Origin of the sequence: Ferruginibacter paludis, assembly GCF_030409685.1 — a bacterium.
GTDB classification, from domain to species: Bacteria; Bacteroidota; Bacteroidia; order Chitinophagales; family Chitinophagaceae; genus Ferruginibacter; species Ferruginibacter paludis.
This window is the reverse complement of record NZ_JAUFQJ010000006.1, coordinates 229,107-245,900: the sequence shown is the minus strand read 5'-3', so window position 1 is coordinate 245,900 and position 16,794 is coordinate 229,107. Positions and strand designations below refer to the sequence as shown.

At 39.8% G+C, this 16,794-nt stretch carries 20 protein-coding genes and 1 riboswitch; of the genes, 16 read left to right on the top strand and 4 right to left on the bottom strand.

Annotated features, from left to right (window positions below; translation table 11 throughout):
• Nucleotides 1–14 precede the first annotated feature (14 nt).
• Nucleotides 15–109: riboswitch (TPP riboswitch) on the bottom strand.
• 110 nt (nucleotides 110–219) lie between these two features.
• The gene (locus QWZ08_RS11565; RefSeq protein WP_290337570.1) at nucleotides 220–945 is read left to right on the top strand and encodes a head GIN domain-containing protein; all 726 of its coding nucleotides are present in this window, start codon (nucleotides 220–222) and stop codon (nucleotides 943–945) included.
• 19 nt (nucleotides 946–964) lie between these two features.
• Entirely contained in the window at nucleotides 965–1,684 is a 720-nt protein-coding gene (locus QWZ08_RS11560; protein WP_290337569.1) for a head GIN domain-containing protein, read from the top strand.
• Nucleotides 1,685–2,120: 436 nt separating this feature from the next.
• Here the strand turns inward: QWZ08_RS11560 and QWZ08_RS11555 are convergent, their stop codons facing one another.
• Nucleotides 2,121–3,125, bottom strand: coding sequence for a T9SS type A sorting domain-containing protein (locus QWZ08_RS11555; protein WP_290337568.1), 1,005 nt, complete (start codon nucleotides 3,123–3,125; stop codon nucleotides 2,121–2,123).
• A 441-nt stretch (nucleotides 3,126–3,566) separates the two neighbouring features.
• Here QWZ08_RS11555 and QWZ08_RS11550 point away from each other — a divergent pair, with 441 nt between their 5' ends.
• From QWZ08_RS11550 to hisIE, 11 genes are all read left to right on the top strand, one after another.
• Nucleotides 3,567–4,583 carry a mandelate racemase/muconate lactonizing enzyme family protein gene (locus tag QWZ08_RS11550; protein WP_290337567.1) on the top strand — a complete coding sequence of 339 codons (1,017 nt, stop codon included), beginning with the start codon at nucleotides 3,567–3,569 and terminating at the stop codon, nucleotides 4,581–4,583.
• Between the two features lie 292 nt (nucleotides 4,584–4,875).
• Nucleotides 4,876–5,727: an ATP phosphoribosyltransferase gene (gene hisG / locus QWZ08_RS11545; protein ID WP_290337566.1), complete on the top strand. Its 852-nt coding sequence runs from the start codon at nucleotides 4,876–4,878 to the stop codon at nucleotides 5,725–5,727.
• 12 nt (nucleotides 5,728–5,739) lie between these two features.
• The gene (gene hisD / locus QWZ08_RS11540; RefSeq protein ID WP_290337565.1) at nucleotides 5,740–7,038 is read left to right on the top strand and encodes a histidinol dehydrogenase; all 1,299 of its coding nucleotides are present in this window, start codon (nucleotides 5,740–5,742) and stop codon (nucleotides 7,036–7,038) included.
• A 10-nt stretch (nucleotides 7,039–7,048) separates the two neighbouring features.
• On the top strand, nucleotides 7,049–7,480 hold the full coding sequence (locus QWZ08_RS11535; protein WP_290337564.1) for a GNAT family N-acetyltransferase: 432 nt from the start codon (nucleotides 7,049–7,051) through the stop codon (nucleotides 7,478–7,480).
• 18 nt (nucleotides 7,481–7,498) lie between these two features.
• Complete coding sequence (hisC, locus tag QWZ08_RS11530) at nucleotides 7,499–8,548, top strand: histidinol-phosphate transaminase (RefSeq protein ID WP_290337563.1); 1,050 nt, start codon at nucleotides 7,499–7,501, stop codon at nucleotides 8,546–8,548.
• Between the two features lie 6 nt (nucleotides 8,549–8,554).
• Nucleotides 8,555–9,712: a bifunctional histidinol-phosphatase/imidazoleglycerol-phosphate dehydratase HisB gene (gene hisB / locus QWZ08_RS11525; protein ID WP_290337562.1), complete on the top strand. Its 1,158-nt coding sequence runs from the start codon at nucleotides 8,555–8,557 to the stop codon at nucleotides 9,710–9,712.
• Nucleotides 9,713–9,753: 41 nt separating this feature from the next.
• Nucleotides 9,754–10,338: an imidazole glycerol phosphate synthase subunit HisH gene (hisH, locus tag QWZ08_RS11520; protein WP_290337561.1), complete on the top strand. Its 585-nt coding sequence runs from the start codon at nucleotides 9,754–9,756 to the stop codon at nucleotides 10,336–10,338.
• Nucleotides 10,335–11,051, top strand: coding sequence for a 1-(5-phosphoribosyl)-5-[(5-phosphoribosylamino)methylideneamino]imidazole-4-carboxamide isomerase (hisA, locus tag QWZ08_RS11515; protein ID WP_290337560.1), 717 nt, complete (start codon nucleotides 10,335–10,337; stop codon nucleotides 11,049–11,051). Before hisH ends, hisA begins: the two co-directional genes overlap by 4 nt.
• Entirely contained in the window at nucleotides 11,051–11,809 is a 759-nt protein-coding gene (gene hisF, locus QWZ08_RS11510; protein ID WP_290337559.1) for an imidazole glycerol phosphate synthase subunit HisF, read from the top strand. Before hisA ends, hisF begins: the two co-directional genes overlap by 1 nt.
• The gene (locus tag QWZ08_RS11505) at nucleotides 11,806–11,970 is read left to right on the top strand and encodes a hypothetical protein (protein ID WP_290337558.1); all 165 of its coding nucleotides are present in this window, start codon (nucleotides 11,806–11,808) and stop codon (nucleotides 11,968–11,970) included. The genes hisF and QWZ08_RS11505 overlap by 4 nt, the downstream gene beginning before the upstream one ends.
• Before the next feature lie 13 nt (nucleotides 11,971–11,983).
• Nucleotides 11,984–12,586, top strand: a complete 603-nt coding sequence (hisIE, locus tag QWZ08_RS11500) for a bifunctional phosphoribosyl-AMP cyclohydrolase/phosphoribosyl-ATP diphosphatase HisIE (protein ID WP_290337557.1) — start codon at nucleotides 11,984–11,986, stop codon at nucleotides 12,584–12,586.
• A 132-nt stretch (nucleotides 12,587–12,718) separates the two neighbouring features.
• On the opposite strand, the gene QWZ08_RS11495 is transcribed toward hisIE, so the two are convergent.
• Both QWZ08_RS11495 and QWZ08_RS11490 read right to left on the bottom strand, forming a co-directional pair.
• Nucleotides 12,719–13,666 (bottom strand): arginase, encoded by a 948-nt coding sequence (locus QWZ08_RS11495; RefSeq protein WP_290337556.1) that lies wholly within the window; start codon nucleotides 13,664–13,666, stop codon nucleotides 12,719–12,721.
• A gap of 86 nt (nucleotides 13,667–13,752) precedes the next feature.
• On the bottom strand, nucleotides 13,753–14,469 hold the full coding sequence (locus QWZ08_RS11490) for a spheroidene monooxygenase (protein ID WP_290337555.1): 717 nt from the start codon (nucleotides 14,467–14,469) through the stop codon (nucleotides 13,753–13,755).
• A gap of 162 nt (nucleotides 14,470–14,631) precedes the next feature.
• Here QWZ08_RS11490 and QWZ08_RS11485 point away from each other — a divergent pair, with 162 nt between their 5' ends.
• On the top strand, nucleotides 14,632–15,108 hold the full coding sequence (locus QWZ08_RS11485; protein WP_290337554.1) for a hypothetical protein: 477 nt from the start codon (nucleotides 14,632–14,634) through the stop codon (nucleotides 15,106–15,108).
• Nucleotides 15,109–15,114: 6 nt separating this feature from the next.
• On the opposite strand, the gene msrA is transcribed toward QWZ08_RS11485, so the two are convergent.
• Nucleotides 15,115–15,762: a peptide-methionine (S)-S-oxide reductase MsrA gene (gene msrA, locus QWZ08_RS11480; RefSeq protein ID WP_290337553.1), complete on the bottom strand. Its 648-nt coding sequence runs from the start codon at nucleotides 15,760–15,762 to the stop codon at nucleotides 15,115–15,117.
• A 159-nt stretch (nucleotides 15,763–15,921) separates the two neighbouring features.
• Here msrA and QWZ08_RS11475 point away from each other — a divergent pair, with 159 nt between their 5' ends.
• Together QWZ08_RS11475 and rbp are read left to right on the top strand one after the other, a co-directional pair.
• Nucleotides 15,922–16,179 carry an acyl-CoA-binding protein gene (locus QWZ08_RS11475; protein ID WP_290337552.1) on the top strand — a complete coding sequence of 86 codons (258 nt, stop codon included), beginning with the start codon at nucleotides 15,922–15,924 and terminating at the stop codon, nucleotides 16,177–16,179.
• 215 nt (nucleotides 16,180–16,394) lie between these two features.
• A complete protein-coding gene (rbp, locus tag QWZ08_RS11470; RefSeq protein ID WP_290337551.1) occupies nucleotides 16,395–16,745 on the top strand; it encodes an RNA-binding regulator in 351 nt (116 codons plus the stop codon).
• The last annotated feature ends 49 nt before the right edge of the window (nucleotides 16,746–16,794 follow it).

The window sequence follows — 16,794 nt, the reverse complement described above, 5'->3', positions numbered from 1 at the left end:
ATCCGGATGAGTATCCGATGTGAATGATTGCTCCCTTCGCAGGCATTATCCTGGGCAGGTTAACGGGTATAATCTCAGCCTCCAATTTGAAGCACCCCGGAAATTCAGACGATGAATAAGAACAGTTTTGAAACACGAAGGTAAAGCAGTTTTGAATTATTTTTATTTTTTTTTGTAACAAACTGTTTGGAGCAAGCGTATCAATAAAAAAAATAAAATATGAAACAACTATTTATTGTACTGGTTACACTAATCAGTTTAAACAGTTTTGCACAGGACAGGGTAGAGGTAAATGATGCCAACGCTCAAAAGCGTATATTAACATCCGGTTTTACAGCCATTACAGTATCGGATGGCATCAGTTTGTATCTTACACAAGGCAAAGAGGAGTCAATCGCCGTAAGTGCTTCAGAAGAAAAATATATGGAACGTTTTAAAACCATTGTAGAAAACGGTACTTTAAAAATTTATTATGATAACAGCGGTATGAACTGGATCAGCAGCGGAAAAAGGAAACTGAAAGCCTATGTTTCTTTTAAAGCGCTTGATAAACTTCATGCCTCATCCGGAGCTGATGTTATTTTAAAAAGTACCGTAACAGTTAATAAATTACAATGTACCCTAACCAGTGGATCCAGGTTTACGGGGCAGGTAGATATTGGGGAAATGGAAATATCGCAAAACAGCGGTTCAGAGATCGAAATATCCGGTAAAACAGACAGGCTACAGGTAGAAGTAAGCAGCGGTGCTATCTTTAAAGGATACGATATGGCAGTTGATTTTTGCGAGGCAAAAGCAAGTAGTGGTGGTGGCGTAAGAATCACAGTGAATAAGGAATTGAATGCGAGAGCAAACAGTGGTGGCGGAATTAGGTATAAAGGCAATGCTGTTATTAAGGATTTGAATGTTGACAGTGGTGGAGTTGTAAAAAAAGCATCTATTTAAACTTATAAAAACCTAACACATGAAAAAGATAATCTTATTTCTGACAGTTATAGCTTTCGTCGTCTTCGCCCAGGCACAGAATAAAGCGTTTGTAAACGATGCCAATGCAGAGCAAAGAACATTAAACGGAAGTTTTAATTCCATCAAAGTGTCGGGAGGCATCGATTTATACCTTTCCCAGTTTGACACAGAATCTATTGCTGTCAGTGCCTCGGAAGATAAATACAGGGAGCACATTAAGACAGTAGTAGAAAATAATACACTGAAAATATATTATGACGGAGATCGTTTGTGGAACAGCGGTAATAAGAAACTGAAGGCTTATGTTTCTTTTAAAAATTTGGAAAAATTACAGGCATCCGGCGCCAGCGATGTACAGGTAGCAGGCACCATTAATGTACCTGCCCTGCAACTGGATATGAGCGGGGCAAGCGATTTTAAGGGCGCTGTAAAAACTGAAAGCCTAAAACTGGAATTAAGCGGCGCATCCGATGCAACCATCAGTGGCGTTACCAACTCATTAGCTATTCATTCCAGCGGCGCCAGCGATTTCAAAGGGTATGATTTGGTGACAGATATTTGTAGTGCCAAAGCGTCCGGAGCATCTGATATCCATATCACAGTGAACAAGGAATTGTCGGCCGACGCCAGCGGCGCCAGCGATATTTCTTACAAGGGCAATGCTGTAATTAAAGGTCAGCATAGCAGCGGCGCCAGCAGTATTGGTAAAAAGGGGTGATGCGGTAATTCATTTTCTTTTGATCCAAATGCTGCAGAAAGGAAGCTGGTTAACAGAGTCTAGGCGATAACAAAGAAAGCGTTTTTATACCTGCAAGATCGTTTTACAAAGATTTAAAATAGCATTTACTTAACAAGGTTAGCATAGGAAACAGGCTGTATCAGTCAAGATGCAGCCTGTTTTTTATTTAGTTCCTTCCGCTTAGCAATTAGCGATGCAGATGCGTTCATTTCTGTAAAGAAGAATTAGCAAACATAGTGGCTGAATAGTAATGACAATTCAGCTTTTTTACTCAGGAAGCGTTGCGAATATCATTTGACGAATGGTCAGATAGTTTGTTGTTGATTCGATGACAGGTTGGGACCTGGTAAATAAAAAAGAGGCTGTATCATATTTATACGATACAGCCTCTTTTTTTATGTAGTAAATGTTGCTATTAATATTTAACGAAAGGCAAATTGGTTGTTACTTTATCCGCTGTTTCGATTCGGACAATATAACGGCCTGCGGATAATTTTTTTACATCCAGGTTAACGATGCTTTGGCTCGCCAGGGTGTAATTTGATTTGTAAACAATTTGTCCGGCTTCGGAAATAATTGAAACCGAGGCCTTACCTGTCTGACCAGCCTTTGTCTGGATATTCAGGTAATTAACTGCAGGGTTTGGAAATATGCTCATTGATGCTTTAGCATCTTTTCCATTGTTAACTACAGCGACAGTGCTGAAAGTAGTAGCACCTGATTTTTCTGTAATTTTTAAACGGTAAAAATTCAATTTTTGGAAAGGGGCAGCATCTGAGTATGCGTAGTTGGAACTGGTTGAAACATTAAGCGCTTTTACAGAACCGCCTGCTATGTTTTTAAAGCTGGCGCCATCGCTGCTATGTTGAACCTCGTAGCTTACGATATCAGTTTCTCCTGCAGTTGCCCATTTCAACAAGTTTCCGCCTGATGATTTCTCAGCAGTAAATGATACCAATCTCACTGGTAATGGCCCAGGTTCTGTAATCGTTAAAGTATAATCGCCCGCTAATGGTGGCTTATACGTAGTCACAACTATAGTGTAGTTGCCGGCAACAGTGAAATTGTACGTCAGGGCAAAATTTAAAGTGCCGGGACCAGAATCGTCGTCACCCAGCAGAACATTGCTTAAAGGACTTAATGGATTAAATCCTCCAGGGCCATATAAAAAACCAACCATGTCAAAATTGACAGTTGAAGTAAGGCTGGTAATGGTATAAAGCCCCGGTGTGGTGATTACTAAAGGAACAACATCGTAGTATACACCTATTCCCTGGGATGACAGTGTTGTTGGAGGGTTACCGGCATCTGGACGGTTAAATGTTGGATCTGTGGTGGAGATCGTTCCGCTGTAAGGGAACTGGGCCTGAGCTAATAAAGAGCATACGGCAAAAGAACAAAGAAGTAAAGCTTTTTTCATGTTAAATGTATTAAAGTTAGAGATAATAAACCAACCTCATTTATACAGGTATGTAATACATTAGTAACCGGTACAAATCAAGTAAAACGGCTTTAACAGGCAGGGACTAAGGAAAGCAATATTGAAACGCAGGATGAATACGATGATTAATTATTCAAGTGAGTTAAAATAAGCTAAGTCTTTGTGGAGGAATTGTGATTTTGCAGGTGTGACAGGCCATAAAATTAGCTTAAAAATTGGCATTACCAAATTATTTTTTTTCAGGGGTACTCCAGGAGGAAAAGTATTGGCCTGATTTATTTATATTTTGCAGAGTTGATTATGTTTGCTAGTGGAATACAAACTAATCAATTTATCAGTTCATTTTAAAAACAGGTAAAGAGCCATTTAGCTTTTTAGCCTCATTAATAATTAACCTGCCATTTCTTTATATTATATAACATGACAGTAAAATTCAAAGCATATAACCTTTTGTTTAATCACGCTTTTACAATTTCAAAAGGAACCAAAACTCACCAGCCAACGCTTATTGTAGAGCTGGAATACTTTGGCATAAAGGGATATGGCGAAGCACCTGCTATCAGCTATTATAATATCCCGGTAGAAAAGATGATTGAAGATTTGGAGCGAAAAAAGATTTTTGTTGAGAAGTTCGCCTTTTCAGATCCCGAAAGGTACTGGCATTACCTGCATCATTTATTTCCCGCCAATTCATTTTTAGTTTGTGCGCTGGATATGGCTGGCTGGGATTTATTTGGCAAACTGAAGGGAAAGCAGCTGCATGAATTATGGGGATTGGATACAGCAAAGGCACCGCTGACAGACTATACCATTGGCATTGATACCATCGATAAAATGGTGGAAAAAATGAAAGAAAAACCATGGCCAATTTATAAAATAAAGGTAGGGGTGCCAGATGATATTGCTATGGTTACGGAATTACGTAAGCATACTGATGCGATATTCAGGGTGGATGCCAACGCCGGCTGGAGCCTGGAGGATGCGCTTGAAAAAATCCCGTTGTTAAAAGACCTTGGAGTGGATATGATAGAACAACCTTTGGCAAAGGATAACCTGGATGGGATGAAAATATTATTTGAAAAATCACCCTTACCACTTTTTGCTGATGAAAGCTGTGTTGCGGAAGCGGATGTGGAAAAGTGTTATAAACACTTTCATGGCATCAATATTAAATTAACAAAATGCAGTGGGATAACGCCGGCCAGGAGAATGATTGCTAGAGCCAGGGAAATGAACCTGCAAATAATGATCGGCTGTATGAATGAAAGTTCGGTCGGCACAGCCGCAATTGCACAACTGGCGCCATTGGTAGATCATATTGATATGGATGGCCCGCTGTTATTGGCGGAAGATACTGCCAGCGGTATCAGTTATGATTTTGGCCGGGTTGTGTACAGCGATTTGCCCGGCCTGGGAATTAAAATTGACCCATTGTAGAAATTTTATTTGGTAAAATAATTTATCAGTCTTTACTTTGCGTCATCAATGAAAAAAATCAATCACATACACCATCATCATACTTTACCACAGGGTAAGCAATGCTGATTTGTATGTAATCAAAACATATTTTCAAAAAGGGCTTACTCGAAAAGTAAGCCCTTTTTCATTTGTTTTTGATTATAAAAAAGGTAGCTGGTTGAATACTTGCTACACAATGGTTTGTGGTATAAGTGAGTGACACAACGATGTTAAATAGAATTACTAAAGTCTGGACATTAAAAAAAATACAATGCTAAAAATTGCGGTTCAAAAATCAGGAAGACTGTACGAAGATTCCATTAAATTATTGAAGGAATGTGGTATAGAGTTAAACAACGGAAATAAACAGCTGAAAGCAGTAGCTTTTAATTTCCCTATAGAAGTGTTTTTTTTAAGGGATGATGATATCCCGCAGTATGTGTATGATGGAGTTGCTGATATTGGCATTGTAGGAGAAAATGTTTTGCTGGAAACAGCAAAGGATATTGACCTGGTTTACCGGCTTGGTTTTGGCAAATGCCGTTTAAGTGTAGCAGTACCAAAGGCCATGCATTATAATGGTGCCGGTGACTTGAACGGATTAAAAATCGCCACCACTTATTCAACCATCTTACAAAAATATTTAACCGGCAATAATATCAATGCCGAGATCCATGAAATCAGCGGATCGGTGGAAATAGCGCCTGGTATTGGTTTAGCGGATGCAATTTGTGATTTGGTTAGCAGCGGCAGTACGCTTTTTACCAACGGGTTAAAAGAAGTGGAGGTAATATTGAAATCGGAAGCGGTGCTGACAGCCAACAAAAAATTATCTGTGGAAAACAAAGCCATTCTCGATAAATTGTTGTTGCGCATTAACGCGGTTAAAACAGCGAAAAATAACAAGTACATTTTATTAAATGCCCCCAATGATCAGCTGAAAAATATTGCTGCTTTATTGCCGGGTATGAAAAGCCCTACGATTGTTCCTTTGGCAGAAGATGGATGGAGCAGCGTACAAAGTGTAGTGAATGAAAATGATTTTTGGGAAGTGATTGAGAAATTAAAATCGTTTGGTGCGGAAGGAATTATTGTTTTGCCAATAGAAAAGATGATTGTATAAAAAAGAATGCGTATGGAAAATGTTTTTATAAATCCGGGCAAAGGGGAATGGAAAGAGTTACTGCGCAGGCCGGCCTTTGATAATGCTTCATTGGAAAATATTGTTGCTCCCATTTTACGGGATGTGAAACAACATGGTGATGAAACCATTCGAAGATTGGCTGAAAAATTTGACGGCGTTATTTTGAACGATCTGCGAGTAAGCGCATCGGAGATAGATGAAGCTGCCCTATTGGTGAGCGACGATTTGAAAGCTGCAATTGCGTTGGCAAAAAATAACATAGCTGTTTTTCACCATGCTCAGCAAGAAAATGGTAAACCTATTGAAACTACGGACGGCGTGGTGTGCTGGAGAAAATCCATCGCTGTACAAAAAGTAGGATTGTATATCCCCGGGGGAACAGCTCCTTTATTTTCTACTTTGCTGATGTTGGGTATACCGGCCGTACTGGCGGGTTGCAGCGATATAGTCGTTTGTACGCCGGCGGATAAAAGTGGTAAAGTAAATCCTGTTATTTTGTATGTTGCCCGGTTGATAGGCATAAAAAATATTTACAAAACAGGCGGTGCCCAGGCCATTGCTGCAATGGCTTATGGCACGGAAACCATCCCGCAGGTCTATAAAATTTTTGGCCCAGGTAACCAATATGTTACCTGCGCCAAGCAACTGGTTAACAAAGAAGGTACGGCAATTGATATGCCTGCAGGCCCCAGCGAGGTGGCGGTGTATGCAGATGAAACAGCTAACCCAATTTTTGTGGCTGCAGATCTGTTGAGCCAGGCAGAACATGGTGCCGATAGCCAGGTAGTGCTGGTAGCAACATCAGCTGATATAATAGCAAAAGTTAAAGCTGAAATTTCCATCCAACTGTCCGCCTTGCCTAGGAAAGAAATTGCAACAAAGGCATTGAAAAACACGCGTTTTATAATCATGGAAGAAGTGAATGCAGCCTTTGATTTATTGAATGAATATGCTGCAGAACATTTGATCCTCGCTTCTGACAATGCGGTGGAACTTTCAGAAAAGGTCATCAATGCCGGCAGTGTTTTCCTGGGGCACTATTCGCCTGAAAGTGTTGGTGATTATGCATCCGGCACCAATCACACTTTGCCAACCAATGGCTATGCAAAAGCGTATAGCGGCGTATCGCTGGATAGTTTTGTAAAGAAGGTTACTTTTCAGCAATTGAATAAACAGGGCATAAAAAACATAGGAAACGCAGTGGAGCTAATGGCAGAAGCAGAAGGGTTGGACGCACACAAAAATGCAGTAAGTGTCCGGTTGAAACATGTTGGTGATAAAGAAAATTAAAATTTTAAATATGATTTCTTTTAGATTATTAACGGAATCAAATAAGCCAGACATTATCCCATTTCTCCGGTTATTGAATGAAAAAATTGCGGAGGATATTTTACAGAGCAGGCTTACTGAAATGTTTCTACAGGGATATCAATGCGTTGGAATTTATAAAGATGAAAAATTGATAGGTCTGTCAGGGTTATGGATCATAACAAAATATTATGTGGGAAGACACATTGAGCCGGACAACGTGATCATTCATCCGGATCACCGCGGGGAAGGAATCGGAGAAGCCTTGATGCAATGGATTTATGATTATGCGATTGCCCAAAATTGCATTGCTTCAGAATTAAATTGTTATGTAACAAATCACGGCGGGCAAAAATTTTGGATCAACCAGGGATATAAAGTAATTGGATTTCATTATCAAAAAACGCTTAGCCCATCTTCTTAACTTCTATTTTAATAAACTATGTTTGATTTAGATACACTCATTCGAAAAAATATAAAAGCATTAAAACCTTATTCATCGGCCAGGCATGAATTTACAGGCAAGGCCTCTGTTTTTTTAGATGCAAATGAAAACCCCTTTGGCTCTCCATTGCCGGAAAAATTTAACCGTTATCCTGATCCTTATCAATGGCAACTGAAGTTTCAGCTCACCCGTATCAAGGGCGTTCCGGCAGAAAATATTTTTGTAGGCAATGGCAGTGATGAAGTGATTGACCTGGCATACCGCATCTTTTGCACGCCTGGTGTAGACAATGTAATTGTTTGTCCGCCTACCTACGGAATGTACGAAGTGAGTGGCGATATCAATGATGTGGAAATTAAAAAAGTAAATCTTATTGATGGCTTTCAGTTAGACGTGGAAGGCGTTTTATCTTCAGTTGATGCCAATACCAAACTGATTTTTATTTGCTCACCCAATAACCCGACAGGCAATAATATGCGGCGGGAAGATATTGAAGTGATTCTGAATAATTTTTCCGGCATTGTAATTATTGATGAGGCATATATTAATTTTTCAAAACAAAAAACATTCATCCAGGAATTAACGGAATATCCCAACCTGGTTGTGATGCAGACCTTATCGAAGGCCTGGGGCCTGGCGGCATTGAGGCTGGGCTTGTGTTATGCCTCCATGGACATCATCGACCTTTTTAACAAAGTAAAGCCACCTTATAACATCAATGATGCTTCCCAGCAACTTGGCGTAGAAGCACTGCAAAATACCGATCTTGTAAATGAATGGACAACCACCGTGGTACAGCAAAAGGAATGGCTTATAAAAGAAATGGGTAATTTTACTTTTGTAGAAACAATTTATCCGAGTGATGCTAACTTTTTTTTAATGAAAGTAAAAGACGCTGCTGCATTATACACTTACTTATCCGACAATGAAGTAGTGGTGAGAAACAGAAGTAAAGATCCGGGTTGTAGTAATTGTTTACGGGTAACCATTGGGACGCCTGAGGAAAATCAACAACTTATTGAATTATTAAAAAATTATAACCAGTAAACGAATATGCCCACAACCGAAGCAAAAAAAGTTTTATTTATTGACCGCGACGGAACGCTTATAAAAGAAGCACCGCCTACTTACCAGTTGGATTCTTTTTCTAAGCTGGAATTTTACCCGGATATGTTTTATTATATGCGCAAAATTGCGGCAGAGCTGGATTATGAACTGGTGATGGTAACAAACCAGGATGGCCTCGGTACGGCGTCTTTTCCGGAGGATACTTTTTGGCCGGTACAAAATTTTGTGATGACAAATCTTATGAATGAAGCCATTCATTTTTCGGAGGTATTCATCGACAAAACCTATCCTTCAGAAAATGCACCCACGCGAAAACCCGGTACAGGCATGCTTACAAAGTACATCAATAATCCTGCATACGACCTCACCAATTCATTTGTTATCGGAGATAGAATTACAGATATGCAGCTGGCTAAAAACCTGCAGTGCAAAGGCATTTGGTTAAATATTGATGCCAGCCTGGGTGCCGCTGAAATTAATGATACCATTGATGATTTGAAAAAGGAAACGATCGTTTTGGAAACACCGGACTGGGCGCTGATATATGATTATTTAAAATTGCCGCCCCGCAAAGTATTGCATCAGCGCAATACCAATGAAACAAAAATTGCAATTGAAATAAACCTTGACGGAACGGGGAAAGCGGCTAACAATACAGGTCTTGCTTTTTTTGATCACATGCTGGATCAATTGGCAAGGCATGGCAATATGGATTTGTCTGTTACATGCAATGGCGATATACACATTGATGAACACCATAGCATTGAAGACACGGGTATTGCATTAGGAGAAGCCATGGCTATGGCTTTGGGAAATAAGCGGGGTATTGAAAGATACGGTTTTTTATTACCAATGGATGATTGCCTGGCACAGGTGGCCATTGATTTTGGCGGTCGCAACTGGATAGTTTGGGAGGCTGAATTTAAAAGAGAAAAGATAGGCGAGATGCCAACAGAAATGTTTTTTCATTTCTTTAAATCATTCAGTGATGCGGCAAAATGCAATTTAAATATAAAGGCAGAAGGTGAAAATGAACATCATAAAATTGAAGCCATATTTAAAGGTTTTGCAAAAGCAATCAAAATGGCGGTAAAAAGAGACATCAATAATAATGCGCTTCCAACAACAAAAGGATTGTTGTAAAAATCATTTATTCAAAAAAATATTACCTCTTTAAGGTGGCTATGATAGCAATAATAAAATACAATGCGGGCAATGTGCAGAGTGTGCAATATGCGTTGCAAAGGATCGGCGCCACGGCAGTAGTTACCGATGATTTTGATATTATCAGAAAGGCGGATAAAGTAATTTTTCCAGGTGTTGGTCATGCGCAATCAGCTATGCAGTACCTTAGAGAAAAGGGGCTCGACCAGCTGTTGCTTTCTTTACAGCAGCCCGTGCTGGGGATTTGCCTGGGTCTTCAGTTGATGTGCAAACACTCAGAAGAAGGAAATACAGATTGCCTTGGTATTTTTGATACAGATGTGAAATTGTTTTCTTCGGCAGAATTAAAAGTGCCGCAGATTGGCTGGAACAATATCTACAGTTATAAATCGGTATTGTTTAACGGTTTGTCTGAACAAGCCTTTATGTATACCGTGCACAGTTATTATGCAGCACTTTGTAACGAAACAGTTGCCATGACTGACTATATAGTGCCGTTTAGTGCGGCATTACAAAAGGACAATTTTTATGCAGTGCAGTTTCATCCGGAAAAATCAGGCACTGCCGGCGAAACAATTTTGAAAAATTTTATACAGATACCATGACCATTATTCCTGCCATTGATATCATTAACGGTAAATGTGTGCGACTAACCAAAGGCGATTACGCTCAACAAAAAATATACAATGAAAACCCGGTAGAAGTAGCCAAACAGTTTGCTGATGCCGGTTTGGAACGACTGCATATAGTTGACCTGGACGGAGCCAAGGCCGGCAAGATCATAAATTTGTCAGTATTGGAAGCTATTGCATCGGCGACAGGACTGGTGATTGATTTTGGCGGCGGCATAAAAAACATCAATGATGTTGCCAGTATTTTTAATGCGGGCGCTTCCATGGCTACGATTGGAAGCCTTGCAGTAAAACATCCTGAATTGCTGGAAGAGTGGTTGATGGAATTCGGCGCAGGCAGATTTTTAATTGGTGCAGATGTCCTGGATGGAAAGATAAAAATAAGTGGCTGGCTGGAAGATGGCGGCATTGATATTTTTAGTTTTATTGGTAAGATGATTGGCCTGGGGGTAACCAATATTTTTTGCACGGACATTTCAAAAGACGGCGCCATGGAAGGTCCATCAGTCGATCTGTATAAACAAATCATGGAACAGCATCCGGAAATAAACCTGATAGCAAGCGGCGGCGTTACCACCATGGATGATGTAAAAGAACTGAAAGCAATTGGCTGCAGTGGCGCCATCATCGGCAAAGCAATTTATGAGGGCAACATTACTTTAGAACAATTACTAGATATCAATTAATGCTTACAAAAAGAATTATACCCTGTTTGGATATCAGAGATGGCCGCACCGTAAAGGGTGTGAATTTTGAGAATATCCGTGATGCAGGAGATCCTGTGGAGTTGGCTTTATTATATTCCCAGCAGGGTGCGGATGAGTTGGTTTTTCTAGATATTACAGCAACAGTAGAAAAAAGGAAAACCCTGGTGGAACTGGTGAAAAGAATTGCTGCCAACATCAATATTCCATTTACGGTTGGAGGCGGTATCAGCACGGTGGAAGATGTAGCGATACTGCTGCAACATGGTGCGGACAAAGTTTCGGTTAATACCGCAGCCTTTAAAAATCCGGAGCTGATTGCAGATTTGAGTAATCGTTTCGGGAGCCAATGTGTAGTGCTGGCCATTGATACAAAAAAAGAAGCCGACGGCGAGTGGTATGTTTATTTAAATGGTGGTCGTACAAAAACGGATACAAAAACAATTGACTGGGCCAGGCAGGCTGTAGCCCTGGGTGCGGGAGAAATATTATTGACTTCAATGAACAATGATGGTACCAAGGCTGGCTTTGCAGTGGATATAACCTTACTGTTATCAACAGCCTTACCAGTCCCTGTCATAGCTTCAGGTGGCGCAGGTACAATGGAACATTTTAAAGAAATATTTTTGGAGGGAAGTGCAGATGCTGCATTGGCAGCCAGTATTTTTCATTATAAGGAAATAGGGATACCGGAATTAAAGCAATATTTATCAGCACAAGATATCAGCATCAGGTTATGAAAGCATTTTTCTTCATCATTGCATTGAGTTCTATCGGGGCGATCATCCTTTTTGCCTACATGCGCAACAGGCTCGCTCACCGAAACGTGCACAAAAGGCAACGAATGGAAGAAAAGATAGCAGAAATAATTGAACATTTACAACAGTATAATTCTATATAAATAATATTTACAGATGACAATTGATTTTTCCAAATATGCAGATGGCCTTGTGCCGGCAATTATCCAGGATGCAGAAACGGCCAAAGTATTGATGCTGGGCTTTATGAACGAAGAAGCAATTGCAAAGACAAACGAATTAAAAAAAGTAACTTTCTTTAGCCGAACAAAAAATAGGTTATGGACGAAAGGAGAGGAGAGCGGAAACTTTTTGCTATTGCACTCAATTGCTATTGATTGCGACAATGATACCCTGCTTATAAAAGCCAATCCTGTCGGGCCTGTATGCCATACCGGTGCAGATACCTGTTTCAATGAAAAAAATAAAGGCATTCATTTTTTGTCAGATCTGGAAGAGGTTATCAAAGACAGAAAAAACAATCCAACAGATCAATCCTATACAGCTTCTCTATTTAAAAAAGGAATTAATAAGGTTGCCCAAAAAGTGGGCGAAGAAGCCGTAGAGTTGGTGATTGAAGCCAAAGATGACAATGCCCATTTATTTAAGGAAGAAGCCGCAGACCTGTTATTTCATTACCTTATTTTATTGCAGGCAAAAGGATTTTGTTTAGAGGATGTTGTTGATGTCTTGAAAGGGAGACATGCCGCCAAGTCTTAATCCCCATCCATTGAAAGGGAGTTATTTGTAGCGTATAAACTTTTTAAGAAGAAATCAGTAAACGAATTTTGGAATAGTTTTGGATTCGAAAGAAATCAGACATCAAAAAATCAGACTTCAGACATAAGGAGTCTAATTCATCATCAGCACATTCACGCTGCGCTGTAAAATATTGAAAGCAATTTCTGCCATCAGGTTTTCTTTGTCAAGGGTAGGGTTTACTTCTGTTATTTCAAAGCAGCAGATTTTCCTGTTCTGCATAAATTTGCTGATCAGGTCTTCCGCTTCTCTTTCCCTTAAACCATTGCTCACAGGTGTTCCTGTTCCTCTGGAGATCGAAGAGTCCAGGCTGTCTACATCAAAACTTACATAAATATCGGTACAATCCGAAAGATAACGCAGCACTTTCCTGCTCACGCTTTCAGCTCCGTTTCGTCTTACTTCACTGGTGGTAATTACTTTGATAGCATGCTTTTCTATCAATGCCTTTTCTTCCTTCTCAAAGTCACGAAGCGAAATGAATACTACATCTTCCGGTAATACTTTTGGAAAAATACCGCCAAGGTTTTTTAATTGTTCCCAGAATTTTTTGGTCTTATCATCCAACGGATGTGTTTTACATTCTTCGTTGTCTTCCCCAATAGCAACTGCAAGCGGCATACCATGCATATTGCCGGTTGGCGTGGTATAGGGCGTATGAAGGTCAGCATGAGCATCTATCCAGATAACACCCAGTTTACTTTTTGGTTTGGCAATTTTAATACCGGTAATAGTACCACCGGCACTACTGTGATCGCCACTTAATACAACAGGAAAAAAATGACCTTTGATAGATTCACTTACTGCCTGGCTTAGCTTTTCATAAATGTTTAAAACCCCATGAATTCTTTTAGCGTAGGGAGATTGTATCGGTTCAAACAAAAGGTTATTTTCTTCTTCTATTTTCTCCGAAGGAAAGTGCACAAAGAAATTGCTCATAAAATCCAGGGCGGCAATTTTAATAGCAGCCACACCCAGGCTTGCGCCACGTGTACCGGCGCCTATTTCGCTTGGAACTTCAATCAGTTTAATATTCTTCATACAATTTTTTATTTAGACAATTAAACAGATCAGGTAATGATGATGCTGAAAATGATTAATGGCGCTGCAACGGGTGCATAACAAATTTATAACTTTCCTTTCAAAGGATCGCTTCCGTTGAGCGTACCAAATGTTTTAACTGGCTTAAAGCGAACAAACATGTCTTCGCTGTACCATTTTTCTTTTCGTGTTTTCTGTATGATTTTTTTGTGGTTATGCGTGTTGTAGGCGAAGGCTTTCATATCGGCCGTGTTATTCCAGATACTAAAGGTAGCCTGCTTTACATAGGGCAGTTCGCCAATACCGACCGATGTAATAAAGCCAGGTGCGGATGCCATATCATTAGCGGCAGCCGCTACATTTTGCCAGAAGGCTTTTAATTTGGATAAGCGTATTGTTGCCCGCGTGAGCACGGCAATAAGTCCATTGTATTCCGGTTGTTTTACAGGCTGACCGAAAGGTTCTTTATTGTCCCATTTGCCATGTCCTTCCAGCGGTTGGAGCAAGATGGTCCAGGTTTCACATTTAAAAAAGCGGAACCATTTATTGATGAATGCCCCATACAAAAGAGCAATTACTGTTTGCTGATGAATACTATTTGCTTCTTTATCCTGCACCGTTAATATGCCCCATTGCTGCCAGTCGGGGTGTTTGTCAAAGCTGCCGCTTTTGCCGCAGCCCAGTAATTTATAAAAAGAAATATTTTCATTTAACCACAGCGGAAACCGGTGTATGGCCATAGCTACCAACGCAAACCAGGTGTAGCGCTTCGGATATCTTATAATGGTTAAGGTTACGAGCATGCTGCAACATAACAAGAATATGTAAACAAAGTTGAAAACATACAAAGAGATTGTAACCAACATACCTCGCTTAACCATTGTATTGGAACGTTATTGGGTCATTACTTTACCGTTATTATTTTGGAATTGCTGCGCACAACAGAAGTTAATTAATTTAGCCGGATGAAAGCTGCGAGCATCAATGATATTAAACAAGAGTTGACTAATATTCCGCCGGCGAAGTTGCTTGAATTGTGCGTCAGGCTGGCCAAGTATAAAAAAGACAATAAAGAATTGCTGAACTACCTGTTGTTTGAGGCCAATGATGAACAGGCCTACATCAGCAATGTAAAAAGCGAAATTGAGACAGAGTTTAAAGCAATCAATACAGGCAATTTATATTTTGCCAAGAAAAGCCTGCGTAAAATTTTACGGAATACAGCTAAGCATATCCGTTATACAGCATCGAAACAGGCCGAGGTAGAATTGTTGCTGCACTTTTGCCACACGCTGAGGCATTCGTCAATTCCAATACAAAATAGCCAGGTACTGATAAACCTATACCAGTCACAAATAAAAAAAGTGGCCAAAATAATAGCCACTTTACATGAAGATCTTCAATATGATTATTTAAAAGAGCTTGAAAAACTATACATATAATATGGGTTAGGGCTTAAATTTTCCTTCCTTAAAAGTTGCCTTGAAATGTAAAAATTCTGGTACAGAAACATTGGCCACATAAGGATTGTCTGTATTATGGCTGATATATTCCTGGTGATAATCTTCTGCAGGATAAAACTTTGTTAGCGGTACAACCTGTGTTACAATCTTATTACTGTACACTTTAGCAGCAGTCAAATTTTTTATGGTGGCGTCAATTATTGCCTTTTCTTTTTCATTGTTATAAAAGGCAATGGACCTGTATTCAGTTCCGGCATCATTGCCCTGCCTGTTCATTGTCGTTGGATCCTGGCTGGCAAAAAATGCTTTCACCAATGTTTCGTAGCTTATTACAGCTGGATCATAATGCACCTGCACAGATTCAGCATGACCAGTTTGGCCGGAAGCTACCTTTTCGTAATCAGGGTCAGTAGTAGTGCCGCCGGCATAACCACTTACCGCATCTCTCACCCCGGCAAGGCTTTGAAACACTATTTCCGCGTGCCAGAAACAACCTTCGGCGAATGTAGCCACGGCCTCGTTTGCGCTGGCAGATTTCTTTTCTGCCAAAGGTATTTTTAGTGATTTTTGGTTGGTTTGTGCGCAGGAGCAAATAGCGGTACCTGCAATGATTAGTGTAAGAAATAATTTCATGTAAATAGTTTGTATACAATAACGTTACAAAAATGCGCCCGGTTTTGTTGACTTGTTAAAATTAGCAAAAAGAATTTTCAATACATCAGTTGCATAATTTTACAACTATATAAACCATTTAATGACTGTTTTGTAATGTAAGAAGATAAAAATTATTTTATGACCAAGAGAGAAGAATTTGACCAGGCCGTAGTAGATAGTAAAGCGTTGCCCAAAGCGCCATCCAATGATATATTGCTTCAGTTATACGCGTTATATAAACAAGCGACTGAAGGCGACATTAACGTAGAGCCTCCTGCCAACGTATTCGACTTTGTAGCAAGGGCTAAATATGAAGCCTGGAATGAAATGAAGGGCAAAACAAAGGACAGTGCTATGCAAGAATACACCGCTCTTGTTGAAAAATTAAAGGCATAACATTGTCCACGGTGCTGCATAAAAAAAATAAAATCGTATTAATCAATCAATACTCATATATTTGCAGTGTGATAATAGCTCTATGAGCACAATGTTTTAGTTAGATTCAATTTTTTACTTCTCCAACGTATTAGTTATTCTTCTTAAAAATTTTGTCTTTAGTATCAGTTACCGTCACAGGTATTTTAATTTATTTATTTTTAATTTTTAAGAAAATGAACATTTACGTTTCAAACTTAAGCTTCAACACAACAGATGTTGAATTGAACGAACTTTTTGCACAATTTGGTAATGTAACTTCTGCCAAAGTAATTATGGACAGAGAAAGCGGCCGCTCACGTGGTTTCGGTTTCGTAGAAATGTCTAACGACGACGAAGGAAAAGATGCAATGTTAGGCCTTAACAACAAAGAAGTTGAAGGTCGTGCAATGTCTGTTTCTGTAGCAAAGGAAAGAGAAGAAAGAACAGGTGGCGGTGGAAGCCGTGGTGGATATTCAAATAACCGCGGTGGCGGTGGTGGATATTCAAACAGCCGTAACAGCGGTGGTGGTGGTAGCAGATGGTAATATTATAATCAGCATATCATTAAAAAGAGCGTTCAGTAATGAGCGCTCT